The organism is Nocardioides perillae (assembly GCF_013409425.1).
In the GTDB taxonomy this organism is placed as follows: Bacteria; Actinomycetota; Actinomycetes; order Propionibacteriales; family Nocardioidaceae; genus Nocardioides; species Nocardioides perillae.
The window spans coordinates 2,719,005-2,738,525 of record NZ_JACCAC010000001.1; the positions used below are offsets into that span (position 1 = coordinate 2,719,005).

General features: G+C 74.1%; 17 protein-coding genes. 2 read left to right on the top strand and 15 right to left on the bottom strand.

The genetic code is table 11. The features are described 5' to 3' along the window. Window positions 1-23: 23 nt before the first annotated feature. From BJ989_RS12660 to hisD, 8 genes are all read right to left on the bottom strand, one after another. A complete protein-coding gene (locus tag BJ989_RS12660) occupies window positions 24-1,856 on the bottom strand; it encodes an ABC transporter ATP-binding protein (protein WP_179518500.1) in 1,833 nt (610 codons plus the stop codon). Continuing rightward, complete coding sequence (locus tag BJ989_RS12665; protein ID WP_218849407.1) at window positions 1,853-3,652, bottom strand: ABC transporter ATP-binding protein; 1,800 nt, start codon at window positions 3,650-3,652, stop codon at window positions 1,853-1,855. Before BJ989_RS12665 ends, BJ989_RS12660 begins: the two co-directional genes overlap by 4 nt. A 204-nt stretch (window positions 3,653-3,856) precedes the next feature. Further along, window positions 3,857-4,618 (bottom strand): imidazole glycerol phosphate synthase subunit HisF, encoded by a 762-nt coding sequence (gene hisF, locus BJ989_RS12670; RefSeq protein WP_179518501.1) that lies wholly within the window; start codon window positions 4,616-4,618, stop codon window positions 3,857-3,859. After that, window positions 4,615-5,349, bottom strand: coding sequence for a bifunctional 1-(5-phosphoribosyl)-5-((5-phosphoribosylamino)methylideneamino)imidazole-4-carboxamide isomerase/phosphoribosylanthranilate isomerase PriA (priA, locus tag BJ989_RS12675; protein WP_179518502.1), 735 nt, complete (start codon window positions 5,347-5,349; stop codon window positions 4,615-4,617). Before priA ends, hisF begins: the two co-directional genes overlap by 4 nt. A gap of 66 nt (window positions 5,350-5,415) precedes the next feature. After that, window positions 5,416-6,132: an imidazole glycerol phosphate synthase subunit HisH gene (hisH, locus tag BJ989_RS12680; RefSeq protein WP_179518503.1), complete on the bottom strand. Its 717-nt coding sequence runs from the start codon at window positions 6,130-6,132 to the stop codon at window positions 5,416-5,418. Further along, window positions 6,129-6,737: an imidazoleglycerol-phosphate dehydratase HisB gene (gene hisB / locus BJ989_RS12685; RefSeq protein WP_179518504.1), complete on the bottom strand. Its 609-nt coding sequence runs from the start codon at window positions 6,735-6,737 to the stop codon at window positions 6,129-6,131. The genes hisH and hisB overlap by 4 nt, the downstream gene beginning before the upstream one ends. Further along, complete coding sequence (locus tag BJ989_RS12690) at window positions 6,734-7,894, bottom strand: histidinol-phosphate transaminase (protein ID WP_179518505.1); 1,161 nt, start codon at window positions 7,892-7,894, stop codon at window positions 6,734-6,736. The genes hisB and BJ989_RS12690 overlap by 4 nt, the downstream gene beginning before the upstream one ends. After that, complete coding sequence (gene hisD, locus BJ989_RS12695) at window positions 7,891-9,204, bottom strand: histidinol dehydrogenase (protein WP_179518506.1); 1,314 nt, start codon at window positions 9,202-9,204, stop codon at window positions 7,891-7,893. Before hisD ends, BJ989_RS12690 begins: the two co-directional genes overlap by 4 nt. A gap of 43 nt (window positions 9,205-9,247) precedes the next feature. Here hisD and BJ989_RS12700 point away from each other — a divergent pair, with 43 nt between their 5' ends. After that, the gene (locus BJ989_RS12700) at window positions 9,248-9,913 is read left to right on the top strand and encodes an LON peptidase substrate-binding domain-containing protein (RefSeq protein ID WP_179518507.1); all 666 of its coding nucleotides are present in this window, start codon (window positions 9,248-9,250) and stop codon (window positions 9,911-9,913) included. Window positions 9,914-9,915: 2 nt separating this feature from the next. After that, entirely contained in the window at window positions 9,916-10,413 is a 498-nt protein-coding gene (gene ybaK, locus BJ989_RS12705; protein WP_179518508.1) for a Cys-tRNA(Pro) deacylase, read from the top strand. Between the two features lie 28 nt (window positions 10,414-10,441). Here the strand turns inward: ybaK and BJ989_RS12710 are convergent, their stop codons facing one another. The 7 genes from BJ989_RS12710 to BJ989_RS12740 all read right to left on the bottom strand — a co-directional run bounded on the left by BJ989_RS12710 (window position 10,442) and on the right by BJ989_RS12740 (window position 19,455). Continuing rightward, window positions 10,442-12,127, bottom strand: a complete 1,686-nt coding sequence (locus tag BJ989_RS12710) for a DUF3352 domain-containing protein (RefSeq protein ID WP_179518509.1) — start codon at window positions 12,125-12,127, stop codon at window positions 10,442-10,444. 37 nt (window positions 12,128-12,164) lie between these two features. After that, the gene (locus BJ989_RS12715) at window positions 12,165-12,701 is read right to left on the bottom strand and encodes a hypothetical protein (RefSeq protein ID WP_179518510.1); all 537 of its coding nucleotides are present in this window, start codon (window positions 12,699-12,701) and stop codon (window positions 12,165-12,167) included. Next, window positions 12,698-16,258 carry a DNA polymerase III subunit alpha gene (dnaE, locus tag BJ989_RS12720; protein ID WP_179518511.1) on the bottom strand — a complete coding sequence of 1,187 codons (3,561 nt, stop codon included), beginning with the start codon at window positions 16,256-16,258 and terminating at the stop codon, window positions 12,698-12,700. Before dnaE ends, BJ989_RS12715 begins: the two co-directional genes overlap by 4 nt. Window positions 16,259-16,364: 106 nt before the next feature. Continuing rightward, complete coding sequence (locus tag BJ989_RS12725; protein ID WP_179518512.1) at window positions 16,365-17,141, bottom strand: GNAT family N-acetyltransferase; 777 nt, start codon at window positions 17,139-17,141, stop codon at window positions 16,365-16,367. Between the two features lie 3 nt (window positions 17,142-17,144). After that, the gene (locus tag BJ989_RS12730) at window positions 17,145-18,077 is read right to left on the bottom strand and encodes an RluA family pseudouridine synthase (protein ID WP_179518513.1); all 933 of its coding nucleotides are present in this window, start codon (window positions 18,075-18,077) and stop codon (window positions 17,145-17,147) included. Then, window positions 18,074-18,655: a signal peptidase II gene (gene lspA / locus BJ989_RS12735; RefSeq protein WP_179518514.1), complete on the bottom strand. Its 582-nt coding sequence runs from the start codon at window positions 18,653-18,655 to the stop codon at window positions 18,074-18,076. The genes BJ989_RS12730 and lspA overlap by 4 nt, the downstream gene beginning before the upstream one ends. Beyond that, complete coding sequence (locus BJ989_RS12740) at window positions 18,628-19,455, bottom strand: TraR/DksA family transcriptional regulator (protein WP_179518515.1); 828 nt, start codon at window positions 19,453-19,455, stop codon at window positions 18,628-18,630. The genes lspA and BJ989_RS12740 overlap by 28 nt, the downstream gene beginning before the upstream one ends. Between the last annotated feature and the right edge of the window lie 66 nt (window positions 19,456-19,521).

Below are 19,521 nucleotides of genomic sequence, written 5' to 3' on the forward strand. Positions count from 1 at the left end.
CCAGGTGGCGGACGGGCCCGGTCCTAGCGGCCCTGCTGGGCCACCCAGGACGCGTGCAGCCCGGCGTAGACGCCGCCCTGCTGGGCGACCAGCTCTGCGTGGGGGCCGCGCTGCACGACCCGGCCCCGGTCGACGACCAGCACCTCGTCGGCCGCCTCGGCGGTCGAGAGGCGGTGGGCGATGGTGACCGAGGTGCGCCCGCGCATCAGCCGCTCGAGCGCCCGGCCGATGCGCACCTCGAGCGCGGGGTCGACCGCCGAGGTGGCCTCGTCGAGGACCAGCAGGTCGGGGTCGGCGAGCTGCGCGCGCAGCAGCGCGACCAGCTGGCGCTCCCCGGCCGACAGCGACTCGCCGCGCTGCCCGACCGGGGTGTGCACGCCGGCGGGCAGCCCCGCGAGCCAGTCGCCCAGGCCGAGCTCGTCGGCCGCCGCGGCGATCTGCTGCTCGGTGGCGTCCAGCCTGCCGTAGCGGACGTTGGCGGCGAGGGTGTCGTCGAAGAGGAAGCCCTCCTGCGGGACCAGCACCACGCTGCGGCGCAGGTGGGCCTGCGCCACGTCGCGCACGTCGACGCCGTCGAGCAGCACCGCGCCCTCGGAGGGGTCCATCAGCCGCGTCAGCAGCTTGGCGATGGTCGACTTGCCCGACCCCGTCTCCCCCACCACGGCGACGCGGGTGCCCGCGGCGAGCGCGAGGTCGACGTCGCGCAGCACCGGCGGCCCGCCGGGGTAGGCGAAGGACACGTGGTCGAAGCGCACCTCGATCGGTCCCCGGGGCAGCGCCCTGCCGTCGGCACCGGGGTCGACGAGGTCGGCCGGGGTGTCCAGGATGCCGATGACGCGGCGCCACCCGGCGATGGCGAGCTGGGCGTCGGTGAGGATCTGGGTGCCCATCTGCACGGGCCCGACGAAGAGCGTGACGATGAAGGCGAAGGCGAGGATCTCGCCGGAGGTGAGGTCGCCGGTGATGCCGAGCAGCACCCCGACGACGATCACGCCCGCGTTGGCGAGGCCGGCGGAGACGCCGCCGAGGGAGAACGAGAACGCCGTGAGCCCCTGCGCCCTCGTCGACGCCGCGCGGTGGCGGTCGATGGCCTCGTCGATGCGCGCCTGGGTGCGCGCCTCGACGGCGTAGGTGCGCACCACCTCCGCGCCCACGACCGGCTCGGAGATCGCCGACAGCAGGCTGCCCACCTGCCGGCGCACCACGCCGTAGGCGAGGGAGAGCCGGCGCTGGAACCACCGCAGCGAGAGGAACAGCGGGGCGAAGCAGAGCCACACGACGAGCGCCAGCTGCCAGCTGTAGACGACCATGACGACGGTCGCCACCAGCACCTGGCCGATGCTGATGATCAAGAAGACGCCGCCGAAGACCAGGAACTGGCTGACCTGGTCGACGTCGCTCGTGACGCGCGAGACGAGCGAGCCGCGCCGCTCGGTGTTCTGCGTCAGCAGCGGCAGGTCGTGCACGTGGCGGAACGCCTTGGTGCGCAGCGTGGCCAGCCCGCGCTCGGCCGTGCGGAAGAGGCGGGCGGTCATGACGTACTGCGACACGGCCGTGCCGACGAGGGCCGCCGCGGCCACCAGGCCCATGCGCACCGTGAAGCCGAGGTCGGGGCCGTCGGGGCCGGCGAGGCCCCGGTCGAGGGTCTGCTGCACCGCGATCGGCACCACCACCTGACCGACGGTCGCGAGCACCGCCAGCAGCAGCGTGACCCCGAGCCCCTCGCGCAGCTCCGGCGAGTGGTGCAGGCCGCGCCGCACGGTCTCGAGCGCCTTCAGCTCGTCGCCGGTCGCGAGGGCGGTGCCGGAGGCCGAGGCGGGCCGGGTGTCGGTGCCCGGCCGGGTCGAGGTGCTCATGCGTCCTGCTCCGTCCGGTCGTGCTCGTGGTCGGCCTCGTAGGCGTTGACGAGCTCGGCGTACGCCGGGCTGCGGCGCAGCAGCTCGTCGTGCGTGCCGCGGTCGACGATGCGGCCGCCGTCGAGGTGCAGGACCTCGTCGGCGAGCCCGATCGTGGCCTTGCGGTAGGCCACCACCACGAGCGTGGCGCCACCGGAGCCGCCGCGCAGGGCGGCCAGGATGCGGGCCTCGACCTCGGGGTCGACGGCCGAGGTGGCGTCGTCGAGGATGAGCAGGCGCGGGCGCCGCACGAGCGCGCGGGCCAGCGAGATGCGTTGGCGCTGCCCACCCGAGAGCGAGGTGCCGCGCTCACCGAGGCGTGAGTCGAGGCCGTGCGGCAACGCGGCGACGAAGCCGTCGGCCTGGGCCGTGCGCAGCGCCTCCCAGACCTCGTCGTCCCCGACGTCGGCGCCCAGGGCGACGTTGCCGCGCACGGTGTCGTCGAAGAGGAACGCGGTCTGGCCCACGAGCGACACCGAGCCGGCCAGCTCGCCCGGGGCCAGGTCGCGCAGGTCGGTGTCGTCGAGCAGCACGCGGCCGTGGTCGGGGTCGACCAGGCGGGTCAGCAGGGCGGTGAGCGTCGTCTTGCCGCTGGCGGTCGGCCCCACCAGCGCGACGGTCGCACCGGGGCGCACCTCGAAGGAGACGGAGCCGAGCAGCGCGTCGCCGGGTGCCGGTGCCTCTCCCGTCGGGTGGGTCGTCGGGTGGGTCGTCGGGTGGGTCGTCGGGTGGGTGTAGCCGAGGTCCTCGACCACGAGGTGCGCCCCGCCGCCGTCGCGCGGAAGCCGGGCCTCGCCGTACTCGACCGCGCCGGTGGCCTCGAGCACGCGGGTGACCCGCTCGTAGCCGACCACGCTGCGGGGGAACTCCCCCAGCAGCCAGCCGATCGAGCGGATCGGGAAGGAGACGACCGTCAGCAGGTAGGCGACCGTCACCACGTCGCCGGGGTCGGTGGCGCCCGACACGACCCGCGAGACCCCGACGGCCAGCACGACGAGGACGCCGAGGTTGGGCAGCGAGGAGAGCGCGGGGTCGAAGGCGGCGCGGATCCGGCCGGCGCGCACCTGCACGTCGCGCAGCTCGCGGGCGGTGGCGGCGAAGCGGTCGGTCTCCTCCTGCTCGCGCCCGAGCGTCTTGACCACGACGGCGCCGTCGAAGGACTCGTGGGCGATCTCGCTCAGCTCGGCGCGCAGCTGCTGCGCCCGGGTCATGAGCGGGGAGGACAGCCGCTGGAAGACGACGTTGGCGCCGATGACGGCGGGGAAGACGAGCAGGCCGACCGCGGCCATCACGACGTCGGCGAGCAGCATCTGCACGACCGCGATCGCCATCATGGCCACGGTGCCGACCGCCATCGGCAGCGGCGCGATCGGCATCCACGCGGCCTCGACGTCGGAGTTGGCGTTGGAGAGCAGCTGACCCGTGGGGTGGCGGTGGTGCCACTCCATCGGCAGCCGGAGGTACTGCCGGGTGACGGCGCGGCGGTAGTGCGCCTGCATGCGGTACTGCATGACGCCGGCCCCGAGGCGGCGCGCGACGATCCCGACGGCGCGCAGGATGGCGACGCCCAGGAAGAGCGCGACCACGGCGAGGAGCATCGAGGCGTCGGCCTCGCCGGTGCGGAAGGCGGGGAGCACGACGTGGTCGGTCGACCACCCGAGCACCCAGGCGTCGGCGACCGTGAGTGCCCCGAAGAGCACGCTGCCGAGGGCGGAGAGGGTGAAGATCCACGGCTCGCGGCGGATGCCGACGCCCAGGACGCGGAAGCCCTCGCGCGTCGTGGAGGAGCGCCGCCGCCCGGTCTCGGCTCCGGTCTCGGCTCCGGACTCCGCGCCGGTCTCCGCGCCCGCCTCGACCCCGGTCTGCACTGCCACCTGCTGCTGCCCCCTCGCCTGCCGGTGCGCCCTCCCCCGGAGGGTCTCCCCGGGCGCGCGCACGCCGGGACAGCCTAGGTCGGGTCCCTAGCGGACCGGGTGGCCCGCCCCCGCCAGCGCCGCCTTCACGTCGGCGATGCGCAGGGTGCCGAAGTGGAAGACGGTGGCAGCGAGCACCGCGTCGGCGCCGGCCTCGACAGCGGGCGCGAAGTGCTCGACGGCGCCGGCGCCGCCGGAGGCGATGACGGGGATGCTCACCTCGCGGCGCACCGCCCGGGTGAGCTCGAGGTCGAAGCCGTCGGTGGTGCCGTCGGCGTCCATGGCGTTGAGCAGGATCTCCCCTGCGCCGAGGTCGGCCGCGCGCGCCGCCCAGGCCACCGCGTCGAGCCCGGCGGACTCCCGCCCGCCGTGCGTGGTCACCTCGAAGCCCGAGTCGGTGCCGGGCGCGCGCCGCGCGTCGACCGACAGCACGAGCACCTGGCTGCCGAACCGGTCGGCGACCTCGGCCACGAGCTCCGGGCGACGGATCGCGGCGGTGTTGACCGCCACCTTGTCCGCGCCCGCGCGCAGCAACCGGTCGACGTCGGCGACCGACGACACCCCGCCGCCGACGGTGAGCGGGATGAACACCTGCTCCGCGGTGGCCGAGACGATCTCCATCGTGGTCGCGCGGCCCTCGTGGGAGGCGGAGATGTCGAGGAAGGTGAGCTCGTCGGCGCCCTCGGCGTCGTAGAGCCGGGCCAGCTCGACCGGGTCGCCGGCGTCGCGGAGCGACTCGAAGTTCACGCCCTTGACCACCCGCCCCCCGTCGACGTCGAGGCAGGGGATGACGCGCACGGCCAGGCTCACAGGTGGTCCCGCTTGGTCAGGGCGAGCGCGTCCTCGAGCGTGAACCGGCCCTCGTAGAGCGCGGTGCCGGCGATGGCGCCCTCGACGCCCTCGGGCACGAGCGCCATCAGCGCCTCGAGGTCGGCCAGCTCGGTCACGCCCCCGGAGGCGATCACCGGCTTGTCGGTGGCGGCGCAGACGTCGCGCAGCAGCTGCAGGTTGGGACCCTGCAGCATGCCGTCCTTGTCGACGTCGGTGACGACGTAGCGGGCACAGCCCTCGGAGTCCAGGCGGGCCAGGACCTCGTAGAGGTCGCCGCCCTCCTGCGTCCACCCGCGCGCGGCCAGCGTGCGGCCGCGCACGTCGAGCCCGATCGCGATCCGGTCGCCGTGCTCGGCGATCACCTTGGCGCACCACTCGGGCGTCTCCAGCGCGGCGGTGCCGATGTTGACCCGGCGGCAGCCGGTGGCCAGCGCGGCCTCGAGCGACTCGTCGTCGCGGATGCCGCCGCTCATCTCGACGTCGATGTCGAGGACGCCGACGATCTCGGCCTGCAGCGCGCGGTTGCTGCCGCGACCGAAGGCGGCGTCGAGGTCCACGAGGTGGAGCCACTCGGCCCCGGCGTCCTGCCAGCGGCGCGCGGCGGCCACCGGGTCGCCGTACACCCGCTCGGAGCCGGCGACGCCCTGGGCGAGCTGGACGGCGCGGCCCTCGGTGATGTCGACGGCGGGCAGCAGCTGGAGGTAGGACATCGAGGCGGGCTCCTTCGGGCGGGGTCGGTCAGGGGGCGTACGCCGGGCGCGCGGCCGGCGCGCGGGTCACAGGTCGCGGACCCAGTTGCGCAGCAGCGCGGCACCGGCGTCGCCGGACTTCTCGGGGTGGAACTGGGTGGCCGAGAGCGGACCGTTCTCGACGGCCGCGACGAACCGGTCGGGCGTCGACGGGGCCCCCGCCGCTCCCGCACCGGCCTCACCGCTGCGGGTCGCCTCGGCACCGGGGTCGCCGCCGTGCTCGGCCCAGGTGACCAGCGGCGGTCGGGTGCGGCCGTGGGTCTCGAGGGTCCAGTCGCGCACGGCGTAGCTGTGCACGAAGTAGAAGCGCTCGTCCTCGAGGCCGGCGAAGAGCCGCGAGCCGGCCGGGACCTCGACGGTGTTCCACCCCATGTGGGGCACGACCGGGGCCTGCAACCGCTCGACCACGCCGGGCCACTCGTCGCAGCCGGGCGTCTCGACGCCGTGCTCGGCGCCGGTGGAGAAGAGCACCTGCATGCCCACGCAGATGCCGAGCACGGGCCGACCGCCGGCGAGCCGCCGACCGATCAGCTCGGGCCCGCGCACGCCGCGCAGCCCGGCCATGCACGCCGCGAACGCGCCGACGCCCGGCACGAGCAGGCCGTCGGCGTCGAGCCCGGCCTGGAAGTCGGAGGTCAGCGTCACCTCGGCACCGGCCCGCTCGACGGCACGGACGGCCGAGCGCAGGTTGCCCGAGCCGTAGTCGAGGACGACGACCGAGGGCCGGTCGCCCCCAGCGCTCACAGGGTGCCCTTGGTGGAGGGCACCCCGGTCTCGCGCGGGTCGAGGGCGATCGCGTCGCGGAAGGCGCGCGCGAAGGCCTTGAACTGCGTCTCCACGATGTGGTGGGGCTCGCGCCCGGCCAGCACGCGCACGTGCAGCGCGAGGTGGGCGTGGAAGGCGATGGTCTCGAAGACGTGCTTGGTCAGCGAGCCGAGGTAGGACACCCCGGAGCCCCCGAGCTGGACGTAGGCCTGGCCCTCCGGCTCCCCGGTGTGCACGCAGTAGGGCCGGCCCGACACGTCGACGACGGCCTGCACCAGCGCCTCGTCCAGCGGCACCGTGGCGTCGCCGAAGCGGCGCACGCCCCGCTTGTCGCCGAGCGCCTCGCGCAGCGCCTGACCGAGCACGATGGCGGTGTCCTCGACGGTGTGGTGGGCGTCGATGTGGGTGTCGCCGTCGCTGCGCACGGTCAGGTCGAGCAGCGCGTGCCGCGCGAAGGCGGTCAGCATGTGGTCGTAGAAGCCGACGCCGGTGCTGACGTCGTGGCGCCCGGACCCGTCGAGGTCGACCTCGACGAGCACCTTCGACTCGCTGGTCTGGCGCTCGAGGCGTGCGGTCCTGGTCATGGCTGCTCTCCGATCAGCGGTGCGGTGCCCGCCTCCCGCACGCGGCGGAAGGCGGTGCGGAACGTCTCCATCTCCTGCGGGGTGCCCACCGACACCCGCAGCCAGCCCTCCGGGCCGACCTCGCGCACGAGCACGCCGTGCTCGAGCAGGTCCTGCCACACCGCGTGCCGGTCGGCGAAGCGGCCGCACAGCACGAAGTTGGCGTCCGTGTCGGCGACCTCCAGCCCCTGCTCGCGCAGCCAGGTGACGAGGCCGTCGCGCTCGACGCGCAGCTCGTCGACCTTGCCGAGCAGCTCGGGGGCGTGGCGCAGCGCCGCCAGCGCGACGGCCTGGGTGACGGCCGAGAGGTGGTAGGGCAGGCGCACGACGCGGATCGCGTCGCAGATGCGCGGGTCGGCGGCGAGGTAGCCCAGACGGGCGCCCGCCAGCGCGAAGGCCTTGCTCATGGTGCGGCTCACCACGAGGTTGGGGTGCTCGGGCAGCGACTCCAGCGCACTGGGTGTGCCGGCGCGGCGGAACTCGCCGTAGGCCTCGTCGACCACCACCACACCGGACGGCTCGTAGGACGCCGCCGCCTCGCACAGCACGGCCACCGCCTCGGGCGGCAGTGCGGTGCCGGTCGGGTTGTTCGGGCTGGGCAGCAGCACGACGGTCGGTCGGTGCTCGAGCACCTGGGCGCGCGCCGCGTCGAGGTCGAGGGTGAAGTCGTCCTCGCGCCGCCCCTGCACCCAGGTCGTGACCGTGTCGCGGGCGTACTCGGGGTACATCGAGTAGGTCGGGGCGAAGCTGAGCGCGCAGCGGCCCGGCCCACCGAAGGCCTGCAGCAGCTGCAGCATCACCTCGTTGGAGCCGTTGGCCGCCCACACCTGCTCCGGGCGCACCTCGAAGCCGCGGGTCGGCAGGGTGTCGCGGGAGAGGTACGCCGCGAGGGCCGTCCGCAGCTCGGTGAACTCACGGTCGGGGTAGCGGTTGAGCGTCGTGGCCGCGGCCGCGACGGCAGCCGCGATGTCGGCGACGCACTCCGGCGAGGGGCCGTAGGGGTTCTCGTTGACGTTGAGCTGGACGGGCACGTCGAGCTGGGGTGCGCCGTACGGCTCGAGACCGCGCAGCTCCTCGCGCAGCGGCGGGAAGGCCGCTGCGCTCGCCGCGCCGCTCACCGGTCCTGCAGGCGCACGCGGACCGCGGCGCCGTGGCCGGGCAGGTCCTCGGCCTCGGCGAGCGTCACGACGTGGTCGCCCACCTCGGCCAGGGCGTCGCGGGAGTACTCGACGACGTGGACCGAGCGGGTGAAGGCGCGCACGGACAGGCCCGAGGAGTGGCAGGCGCAGCCGCCGGTGGGCAGCACGTGGTTGGAGCCTGCACAGTAGTCGCCGAGGGAGACCGGAGCCCACGGGCCGACGAAGACCGCGCCGGCATTGCGCACCCGGGCGGCGACCGCGGCGGCGTCGCGGGTCTGGATCTCGAGGTGCTCCGCGGCGTAGCCGTCGACCACGCGCAGGCCCTGCTCGACGTCGTCGACGAGGACGAAGGCCGACTGCGGACCGCCCAGCGACGTGCGGATGCGCTCGACGTGGCGGGTGACGGCCACCTGCTTGTCGAGCTCGGCGGCGACGTCGTCGACCAGCGCCTCCGAGGGGGTCACGAGCACGGCCGCGGCCAGCGGGTCGTGCTCGGCCTGGCTCAGCAGGTCGGCGGCGACGTGGGCGGCGTCGGCGGTGTCGTCGGCCAGGATCGCGATCTCGGTGGGCCCGGCCTCGGAGTCGATGCCGACGACACCCTTGAGGAGCCGCTTGGCGGAGACCGTCCAGATGTTGCCCGGGCCCGTGACCAGGTCGACCCGCTCGCACGGGCCGGCACCGTAGGCGAACATCGCGACCGCCTGCGCACCCCCGACGGCGTAGACCTCCTCGATGCCCAGCAGCGCGCAGGCCGCCAGGATCGTCGGGTGCGGCAGCCCGCCGTGCTCGGCCTGGGGGCTCGACGTCAGCGCGATCGAGCGGACGCCGGCCACCTGGGCGGGCACGGCGTTCATGACGACGGAGGAGACGAGCGGGGCGATGCCGCCGGGCACGTAGAGGCCGACGCGGTCGACCGGCACCTTGCGGTGGGTCACCCGCGCGCCGTCGCCGAGGTCGGTGACCACGTCGCGCTCGAGCTCGCGCTCGCTGGTGGCGCGCAACCGGCGGATCGACTCCTCCAGGCCGGCCCGGATCGCGGGGTCGAGCCGCTCCAGGGCGCGGTGGGTCTCCTCGACGGGCACGGCGATCTCGGTCTGCTCGACACCGTCGAAGCGGGCGGAGAACTCGGTGATCGCCTCGACGCCGCGCAGCCGCACGGCCTCGCAGATGGGGTGGACCTGCGGGATCGCGGCCTCGATGTCGAAGTCGGCCCGCGGCACGGCGGTCCGGTAGTCGAGGGGGGCGCCCGGGCGGTCCCCGGCACCTCGCAGGTCGATCCGGCGCATCATGGCGTCCAGTCTAGGTGCTGCGGCACGGTCTACAGTCGCCGGTGTGAAGCAGCCGCTGCCGATGTTCCCGCTGGGCACCGTGCTGTTCCCGGGCGTCTCGGTCCCCCTCCACGTCTTCGAGGACCGCTACCGCGCGCTGGTCCACCACCTGCTGCGCGTGCCGGACCCGGCCGACCGGCTCTTCGGCTCCGTCGCCATCCGGGAGGGCTACGAGGTCGGCGAGCACGGCGCGCAGTCGCTCTACCGCGTGGGCTGCCGGCTGCAGGTGGTGGAGGTCACCGAGCACGCCGACGGCACCTTCGACCTGCTCGCCGTGGGCCGCGACCGCATCCGCCTGGACCGGCTCGAGACCACCGGCTCCTTCCCGGCCGGCCACGTCTCGCTGATCGGCCCCGGGGAGGGTCCGGTCGACCAGGGCGTGGTCGAGGAGGCGCGGGCCGTGTTCACCGCCTACCGCGCCGCCCTGCTGCCCTACCGCGACGACCCCTTCGAGGGCGCGCTCCCCACGGACCCGGAGTTCTTGTCGTGGGTGCTCTCCGCCGCGGCGCCGCTGCCGATGAGCGACCGCCAGGCGCTGCTCGAGGCGGCTGACCCCGAGGAGCGGCTCCGGCTCGTCGTCGACCTCTTCCGCGCCGAGCTCCGCGCGATGAACGTCATCCCCTCGCTGCCCGCGACCGAGGTCGCGCGCACCCGCTGGTCGCCCAACTAGCGGTGGGCCGCGCCTCGAAGGGCTCGGTCGGCGCCACGCCGGCCACCGCGCTGCTCGCCTCGGCGGGGGTCGCGCACGTGCTGCACCCCTACGCCCACGACCCCCGGGCGACGTCGTACGGCGCGGAGGCCGCCGCGGTGCTCGGCGTCGACCCCGCCCGGGTGCTCAAGACCCTGCTCGCCGACCTCGACGGAGGCCTCGTCGTCGCGGTGGTGCCGGTCGCGGGGCAGCTGGACCTCAAGGCGCTCGCGCGGGCGCTCGGCGGCAGCCGCGCGACGATGGCCGAGCCGGCGCGGGCCGAGCGGGCCACCGGCTACGTCGTCGGCGGCATCTCGCCGCTGGGCCAGAAACGCACGCACCCCACCGTCGTCGACGCCGGGGCGCTGGAGCACGCCACCGTGCTGGTCTCCGCAGGGCGACGCGGCCTCGACGTCGAGCTCGCGCCCGGTGACCTGGTCCGGCTGACCGGCGCCGTGGTGGCGCCGGTCGGCCGGTCCTGACGCCCCGCGGTGGGCGGGTCCCGACGGGTCAGTCGGTGGTGAGCTGCAGCGAGAAGCGAGCGGTGCCGTCCTCGGTCCAGCTGCTCATGCCGAGGGCCGAGAGCGGCTCGACGTTGGCCACGACCTCGTCGGCGCTGTCTCCCCCGGACGCGGCCATCTCGCTCAGCTCCTGGACCCACGCCGCGTCGAGGTCGACGAACAGGAGCACCGACGCCTCGTCGGCCTCCTCCACGACCTCCTCGAAGCGCTCGTCGTCGCCGAGCCCGCCGTCGCCGAGCAGCTGCTCGCGGTAGTCGGCGCTCGGGCTCAGCGCCACCGCGTCGCCCTCGGCGTCGTCGCCGAGCACCTGCCCGAAACCCAGCGCAGCGTCGAGGGCGTCGAGGACGCGGACGATGCCCTCGGCGTCGCCGACCACCTTGGCGCCGACCGGCACCTCCGAGCCGTCCTCGCTCTGCTCGGCCTCGCGCAGCGAGAAGTCACCGCCGACCGCGACGGCCAGGGAGTCGCCGAGCAAGGTCTCGAGGTCCTCGGGCAGCTGCAGGCCTGTCTGCTGCTCGGCGGTGGCGAGCAGCTCGTCGAGCGAGGTGCCGAGCAGCGCCTCGGCCTGCGCCCCGAGCCCGGAGTCGAGGCCGTCGAGCATCCGCTGCGCCCAGCCGTCGGGCAGGCCGAGCCCGAAGGCGGCCGCGGTGTCGGCGGGCAGCGACCGGACGGCCTCCCCGCCTCGCGCACCGACGGCCTCGCCCTCGCTGGTGTCGCTCATCGCGACCTCCAGCTCGAGCCCGCCGTCGTCGAAGCTGAGCGCACCGGCGCCCCCGTCGAAGGCCTCCGCCTGCCGGCGGAGCTCCTCGGGCACCTCGCCGTTGCCGAGGCCGAGGGCGAAGCCTCCCGCGAGGCCGTCGAGCGGGCTCCCGGAGGGGAAGGGGAGCTCGTCGCCTCCGCTCGAGGCGGCCGACTCGAGGAAGTCGAGGTAGGCCTGGCCGACCTCGGGCGCGGCGTAGGCGGTGAGGACGCCGGCCTCGACCTGGCCGGTCCAGCGGGTGAAGTCGGGGTCGTCGGCGAGGGACCCGGACGCGGCGGACTCGACGACCGCCTCGGCGGCCTCGTCGCTCTCGGTGACCACGGCCCAGCCGTCGGCGACGGCGAAGCCGACCTCGCCGGCGCCCGCGCAGGTCGCGAGCGCGGTGAGGCCCTCCTCGGCCCCCGACTCGTCGCTGACCTGCAGCACCGCCACCGGGCGGGGCTCGTCGCCCTCGTCGCCGGCGGGCAGCGCCGCCACGGCGAAGCGGTCGCCGAGCCACGGCTCGACGTCGTCGTCGTAGTCGAGGCCCTCGCAGCCGTCCTCGCCGCCCAACGTCTGCTCGACGAGGTAGCGGCGGACGTCGTCGTCGGTCTCGAGGCCGACCTCGTCGCGGAACGCGGGGAACTCGCGCAGCATCCGCAGCGCCTCGATCTTCTGCTCGCCGCTCGGGTCGAGGTCGACGCTGACGTAGCCGAGGGTGTCGGCCGGCAGGGCCTCGCTGGGCTGGGCGCCGGTGCCGAAGAACGACGTGGCCGCCCAGGCGCCACCACCGACGAGGCCGGCGACGGCGACGACGGCGCCCCCGACCAGGACCCGGCGGCGGCCGCGGCCGGGGACGGGCCCGGAGCGGGGCTCGGGGCCGGAGAGGTGCTCGGGCCCGCTGGCGGGTCCGGTGGGCGGGACGGTGCTGGACATAGGTGAGGGACCCCCGTGCTCGGAACGAGCCTGAAGGCTACCGCCCGCGGGCGACGCTCGCGGCCCGGTCGGCGCGGACCGGCTCGGGGTGTCGCCGACGGGTCAGCACCAAGAACACCACGGCGGCCGCGAGCAGCGCGGCCGAGGGGAACGTGAGCCACGCCGCGGCCCCCTCGACGCGGAGGTCCTGGACCAGCGGGGCGTAGTCGTCGAGGTCGGCGGCGCGGGTCGCGGCGTCGGGCGGGCCCAGGGCCGCGCCGACCAGGGCCGTGACGGTGCCCGCGAGGGCGGAGGCGGCCAGGAGGGCGAGCAGGACCGGCACCTCGCGCCCGTCGCCGCGCAGCGCGGCGACGGTGCCGAGCGCCAGCCCGCCCGCGGCGGTCACGAGGACGTAGAGACCGGTGCCGCTGAACCCCTCGCCGATGCCCGCGGAGGTGAAGACGAACTCACCGTCGACCGCCACTCCGGCCGGCGGCGTCCACCACCACTCCCACAGGACGCCGCAGACGACGCCGAGCAGCAACCCGCCGACCAGCACGCCCGCCACGACCCGCGCGGTGCCCCGCCGGCTCACCCGCTCAGGCACCCCGGGCCCAGGAGCTGCTTGAGGTCGGCGAAGAGCGCCGGGCTCGGCGTCACCCGCAGCCGGTCGTCGAGCCGCATCACGGTGGTCTGCTGGCGGGTCAGCAGGCGCAGCCGCACCTCGGTGAGGCCCGGGTGCGTGCCGAGGACGTCCTTGAGCTGCTCCACCACGGGGCCCGTGCAGCGCGTCGAGGGCAGGCTGATGACGACCGGGCCGGACGCCCCCTCCGACAGGTCCGGGACGCTCACCTCCTGACCGTGCAGCTCCGGCTGGTCCTTGCTGCGCGACAGCCGGCCCTTGACGGTGAGGATCGCGTCCTCCACCAGGTGCGGGCTGGCCAGCTGGTAGGCGCTGGGGAAGAGCAGCACGTCGATGGCGCCGTCGAGGTCCTCGAGGGTGACCATCGCCCAGGCGTCACCGCGCTTGGTGATCTTGCGCTGCACGGACGTGACCAGGCCGCTGATGGTCAGCGTCGAGCCGTCCGGGCGGTCCTCGTCGAGCACGAGCTGGCCGATGGTGCAGTCGGTGCCGTTGGACAGCACGTGCTCGAGGCCCAGCAGCGGGTGGTCGGAGACGTAGAGGCCGAGCATGTCGCGCTCGTGCCCGAGCAGCGTCATCTTGTCCCACTCGTCGATGTCGGGGATCGCGACGGAGACACCGAAGCCCGAGTCGCCGGCGTCGTCGAGCCCGCCGAAGAGCGAGTCCTGCCCGATCGCCTCGTTGCGCTTGATGTCGACGTACTGGTCGACGGCGGTCTCGTGGACCGCGACGAGCGCGCGGCGGCGGTGCTTCATGTCGTCGAACGCGCCGGACTTGATGAGCGACTCGATGACGCGCTTGTTGCACACCAGCACCGGCACCTTCGACATGAAGTCGTCGAAGTCGACGTAGCGGCCCTTCTCCTCGCGCGCGGCGACGATGCCGTCGACGACGTTGGCGCCGACGTTGCGGATGGCGGTCAGGCCGAAGCGGACGTCGTTGCCGACGGGGGTGAAGGTCGCCTGGCTCTCGTTGACGTCGGGCGGCAGCACCTGGATCTTCATCCGGCGGCACTCGTTGAGGTAGATCGCGGACTTGTCCTTGTCGTCCTTGACCGAGGTGAGCAGCGCCGCCATGTACTCGGCGGGGTAGTTGGCCTTGAGGTAGGCGGTCCAGTAGGAGACCAGGCCGTAGGCCGCGGAGTGCGCCTTGTTGAAGGCGTAGTCGGAGAACGGCAGCAGGATGTCCCACAGCGTCTTGACCGCGGCGGCGGAGTAGCCGCGCTCGGTCATGCCGGCGGAGAAGCCGGCGAACTGCTTGTCGAGCTCCTCCTTCTTCTTCTTGCCCATCGCGCGGCGCAGGATGTCGGCCTGGCCCAGGCTGTAGCCGGCGAGCTTCTGCGCGATCGCCATGACCTGCTCCTGGTAGACGATCAGGCCGTAGGTCTCGCCCAGGATGTCCTGCAGGGGCTCGGCGAGCTCGGGGTGGATCGGCTCGACCGGCTCGCGCCCGGTCTTGCGGCGGGCGTACTTGTTGTGGGAGTCGGCGCCCATCGGGCCGGGTCGGTAGAGCGCACCGACCGCGGAGATGTCCTCGAAGCTGTCGGGGCGCATCGAGCGCAGCAGCGCGCGCATCGGGCCGCCGTCGAGCTGGAAGACACCCAGGGTGTCCCCGCGCTGGAGCAGCTGGTAGGTCGCCTCGTCGGTGAGCGGGAGGTCCTCGAGGACGACCTCCTCGCCGCGGTTCTGGCGGATGTTGACGAGGGCGTCGTCGAGGACCGTGAGGTTGCGCAGCCCCAGGAAGTCCATCTTGATCAGCCCGAGGCGCTCGCACGTCGGGTAGTCGAACTGCGTGATGATGGCGCCGTCCTGCTCGCGCTTCATCAGCGGGATCACGTCGATCAGCGGCTCGCTCGACATGATGACGCCGGCGGCGTGCACGCCCCACTGGCGCTTGAGGCCCTCGATGCCGATCGCGGTGTCGACGACCTGCTTGACGTCGTGGTCGGCGTCGTAGAGGGAGCGGAACTCCCCGCCCTCGCCGTAGCGCTTGTGGGCCGGGTCGAAGATCTCCTTCAGCGGGACGTCCTTGCCCATGACCGCCGCCGGCATCGCCTTGGTGATGCGGTCGCCCATGGCGAAGGGGTAGCCCAGGATGCGCGAGGAGTCCTTGACGGCCTGCTTGGCCTTGATGGTGCCGTAGGTGACGATGTAGGACACCCGGTCGTCGCCGTACTTCTCGCTGACGTAGCGGATGACCTCGCCGCGCCGACGCTCGTCGAAGTCGATGTCGAAGTCGGGCATCGAGACGCGGTCGGGGTTGAGGAAGCGCTCGAAGATCAGGCCGTGCTCGAGCGGGTCGAGGTCGGTGATGCGCATGGCGTAGGCGACCATCGAGCCCGCGCCCGAGCCGCGGCCGGGGCCGACGCGGATGCCGTTGTCCTTGGCCCAGCCGATGAAGTCGGCGACCACGAGGAAGTATCCCGGGAAGCCCATCTGGTTGATGACGCCGATCTCGAAGTCGGCCTGCTGGCGCACCCGCTCCGGGACGCCCGCGGGGTAGCGCGCGGCGAGGCCCCGGTCGACCTCGTGCACCAGCCACGTCTCCTCGGTGTGGCCCTCGGGCACCGGGAAGCGCGGCATGTAGGTGCCGTTGCCCTCGGTGAACTCGACCTCGCAGCGCTCGGCGATCAGCAGCGTGTTGTCGCACGCCTCCTTGAGGCCGTAGCGGTCCTGCCACAGCTCGCGCATCTCGGCCGGGGACTTAACGTAGTAGGAGTCGCCCTGGAAGGCGAAGCGCTTGCCTCCCTTGTCGTAGGACGGCTCGCTCATGACGCTGCCGGAGGAGACGCACAGCAGGTGCTCGTGGGCCTGCGCGTCGCCCGGCATCGTGTAGTGGGAGTCGTTGGTGGCGATCGGCGGGATGCCGAGCTCCTTGCCCAGGCGCAGCAGGTCGTCGCGGACCCGGGTCTCGATCGACAGGCCGTGGTCCATCAGCTCGAGGAAGAAGTTCTCGCGGCCGAAGATGTCCTGGAACTCGCCCGCGGCCTTGCGGGCCAGGTCGTACTGGCCGAGGCGGATGCGGGTCTGGATCTCCCCCGACGGGCAGCCGGTGGTGCCGATGAGGCCCGCGGCGTGCTGGCTGAGCAGCTCGCGGTCGGCACGCGGCTTGTAGAAGAAGCCCTCGAGCGACGACCGGGTCGAGAGCCGGAAGAGGTTGTGCATGCCCTCGGTGGAGGACGACAGCAGCGTCATGTGGGTGTAGGCCCCGGAGCCGGAGACGTCGTCTCCCCCGCCGTCGCCCCAGCGGACCCGCTTGCGCTCGCCGCGCGGGGTGTCGGGGGTGAGGTATGCCTCCATGCCGATGATCGGCTTGATGCCGTGGGCCTTGGCCTTGGAGTAGAAGTCGAAGGCGCCGAAGACGTTGCCGTGGTCGGTCATCGCGATCGCGTCCATGCCGAGCTCGGCGGTGCGCGCGAACATCTCGCCGAGCCGGGCCGCCCCGTCGAGCATGGAGTACTCGGTGTGGACGTGCAGGTGGACGAAGGAGTCAGAGGACGCGGACGGCATGGGGGGTGACGACTCCGGGGCAGCTCGTGGGACCGGGCGGACGGGCCGGGCGAGCCCGGCGGGTGGAGCAGCCGCGGCCGGGCCGGGCGTCCTCGGGGAAGGACGCTCAGCCTACGCGACCGCGCGGGTCGATCGTGGCACCCGGCACCGACACGTCCGTGACCGCGGCGAGGCTCTCGGCGACCAGCACGTCGACCACGCGACGGGCCCGCTCCTCCCCCAGCTCGGGCGCCCGGCGCGCCCAGCGCGCGGCCACCTCACGCTCGCGCGCGGGGTCGCGCTGCGGCACACCGCCCGCCTGCGGCGCACCGGCCGCGCGCTTGTGGTGCTGCACCGCACGGGTCAGGGCCACCCGGCGGGCCAGCAGGTCGCCGAGCTGGTCGTCGACCTCGTCGACGAGGCCGCGCAGGAACCTCAACGGGTCTCCGCCGGGCCAGGCGACCCGCACGTCGGGCGCTTGCTCCTCGTTGCCGCTGCCGTCGGTGCGCTCCAGCTCGACGAGGCCGTGGCGGGCGTAGAACGCCCGCGCCGGGCCGTTCGACTCGAAGACCCACAGGCAGAAGCCGCCGGGACGCACCGACTTCGCCACGTCGAGGAGCGCGGACCCGACGCCTGCGCGCTGGGCTCGGGGCGCGACGTACAGGTGGTCGAGCCAGGTGGGGGTCAGCAGCGCGAAGCCGAGCAGCCTGCCGGCCCCGTCGCAGGCCAGCCAGAGGTCGTGGGTGGTGAGGTCCCAGCCGAGCACCCAGGCGCGGGTCTCCTCCGGCGGGTGCACGTCGGGCGGCACGTGCGGCACGGCGGCGGCACGGGCCTCGCGGAAGAGCGCGGCGACGGCCGGCAGGTCGGCGGTGGTGCCGGGGCGCAGGACGAGGTCGGGCGCCACGGCTCAGGAGGCCTGCCGCACGGCCTCGAGCGCTGCGGCGAGGTCGTCGGGGTAGGCGCTGTCGTAGCTGACGTGCTCGCCGGTGTCCGGGTGCTCGAAGCCGAGGCGCACGGCGTGCAGCCACTGCCGCTCGAGGCCGAAGCGGCGCGCGAGGGTGGGGTCGGCGCCGTAGGTCAGGTCGCCGACGCAGGGGTGCTTGAGCGCCGACATGTGCACCCGGATCTGGTGGGTGCGGCCGGTCTCGAGGTGGACCTCGAGCAGGCTGGCGAAGCGGTGCGCCTCGAGCGTCTCGTAGTGGGTGACGCTCGGCTTGCCGTCGGAGCGGACGGTGAACTTGAAGTCGGCGCGCGGGTGACGCCCGATGGGGGCGTCGACGGTGCCCTGCAGCGGGTCGGGGTGGCCCTGGACCAGCGCGTGGTAGGTCTTGTCGACGGTGCGCTGGCGGAAGGCGTCCTTGAGCACGGAGTAGGCGTGCTCGGACTTGCACACCACCATCACTCCCGACGTGCCGACGTCGAGGCGCTGCACGATGCCCTGGCGCTCGGACGCCCCGCTGGTGGCGATGCGGAAGCCGGCACCGGCGAGGTGGCCCACGACGGTCGGACCGCTCCAGCCGGGGCTCGGGTGCACCGCGACACCGACGGGCTTGTCGATCACCACGACGGACTCGTCGTCGTGGAGGATCCGGATCCCCTCCACGACCTCCGGCACGACCTCGAGGGGGTCGACCGCGACCGGGATCGTGGCGTCGAGCAGCTCCCCGCCGCTGACGCGGTCGGACTTCGCCACCCGGGAGCCGTCGAGCTGGACCAGCCCGTCGGCGATCAGCTCGGCCGCGCGCGTGCGCGAGAGACCGAACATCCGGGCCATCGCTGCGTCGACCCGCTCGCCCGCGAGCCCGTCGGGCACGGTCACGACCCGCTGGTCGGCGCTCACGCGGTGGGCTCCGACTCGTCGGCGCGGTGGTCGGACTCCCGGGTGCCGTCGAGGCGGATCCCGCGGAAGGCCTGCACCAGGATGACCGCGGCCGCGGCGTTGATGCAGACGTCGGCGACGTTGAAGACCGGCCAGTTGGGCAGCAGGAACATGTCGACCACGTGTCCGCGCATCGGGCCGGGCTCGCGCAGCAGCCGGTCGGTGAGGTTGCCGAGCACGCCGGCGAGCAGAGCCCCGAGGCCGACGGCCCACAGCGTGCTGCGCACCCGGCGGGCGAGCACCAGCACGACGACCGCCGCGACGGCGGCGAAGACGCTGAGGGCGACGGTGAACTGCGTGCCGGTGCCGAAGGCCGCACCCGGGTTGCGCACCAGCGTCAGCTGCAGCACCTCGCCGACCACGGGCACGGGCTCGGCGCGCCCCTCGAGCTGCTCGACCGCCACGACCTTGCTGACCACGTCGACGGCGTAGGCGGTGAGGGCGACGCCCGCCAGGAGCAGGCGCGCCCGGGTGCGTCGGGACGGATCGGACCCCGTGGTGGTGTCGCCGGTCAGCGACGCTCCTCGCGCTGCTTGCATGTCATGCACAGTGTGGCACGCGGGAAGGCGAGCAGCCGATTCTTGCCGATCGGCTCACCGCAGGACTCGCAGACGCCGTAGGTGCCGTCGTCGATCCGGGCCAGCGCCCGGTCGATCTGGGCCAGCGCCTCGCGCTCGCCGGCGAGCACGATGAGCTCGTGGTCGCGCTCGAAGCTGGTCGCACCGACGTCGGCCTGGTCGTGGCCGGCCCCGTCGCCGGCGTCGCGCATCAGCCCGGCGAGCTCGGCCTCCTGCTCCTGCAGCACGGCCGTGAGGCGGTCACGGTGCTGGTGCAGCTCGGTCAGGACCTCGTCGAGCTCGGCCGCGGTCCACGCGGTCTCGTCGGCCTTGACGACGAGCGGAGCGGCTGCCTGGGCTGCCGTCGCGGCCGCCTTCTTCGCGGGGGCCTTCTTCGCGGGGGCCTTCTTGGCAGGGGCCTTCTTCGCAGGGGCCTTGTTCGCGGGGGCCTTCGTCGCGGGGGCCTTCGTCGCGGGGGCCTTCTTCGCGGGGGCCTTCTTCGCGGGGGCCTTCGTCGCGGAGGCCCTCTTCGCGGGGGCCTTCGTCGCGGGGGCCTTCGTCGCGGCGGCCTTCGTCGCGGCGGCCTTCGTCGCGGAGGCCTTCTCCGCCGCCGCCTCGGTCGCGGGCGCGTTCTTCGCGGGCGTCTTCTTCGCGGGCGCCTCCTCCGCGGGCGCCGCCGGCGCAGCGTCGTCCTCGCCGCCTCCGCCCGGGAGCCGCGGCAGCACCTTGCGCGCGGCCGCCTTCGCCGTGCCGGCCAGGGTCTTGCGGGTGCTGCGCGCCATGCGGTCAGGCCTCCTGCCCGTCGATCGGGTGGCGGGCCACCCGAGGTGGTCGGAGGCTAGCGGGTG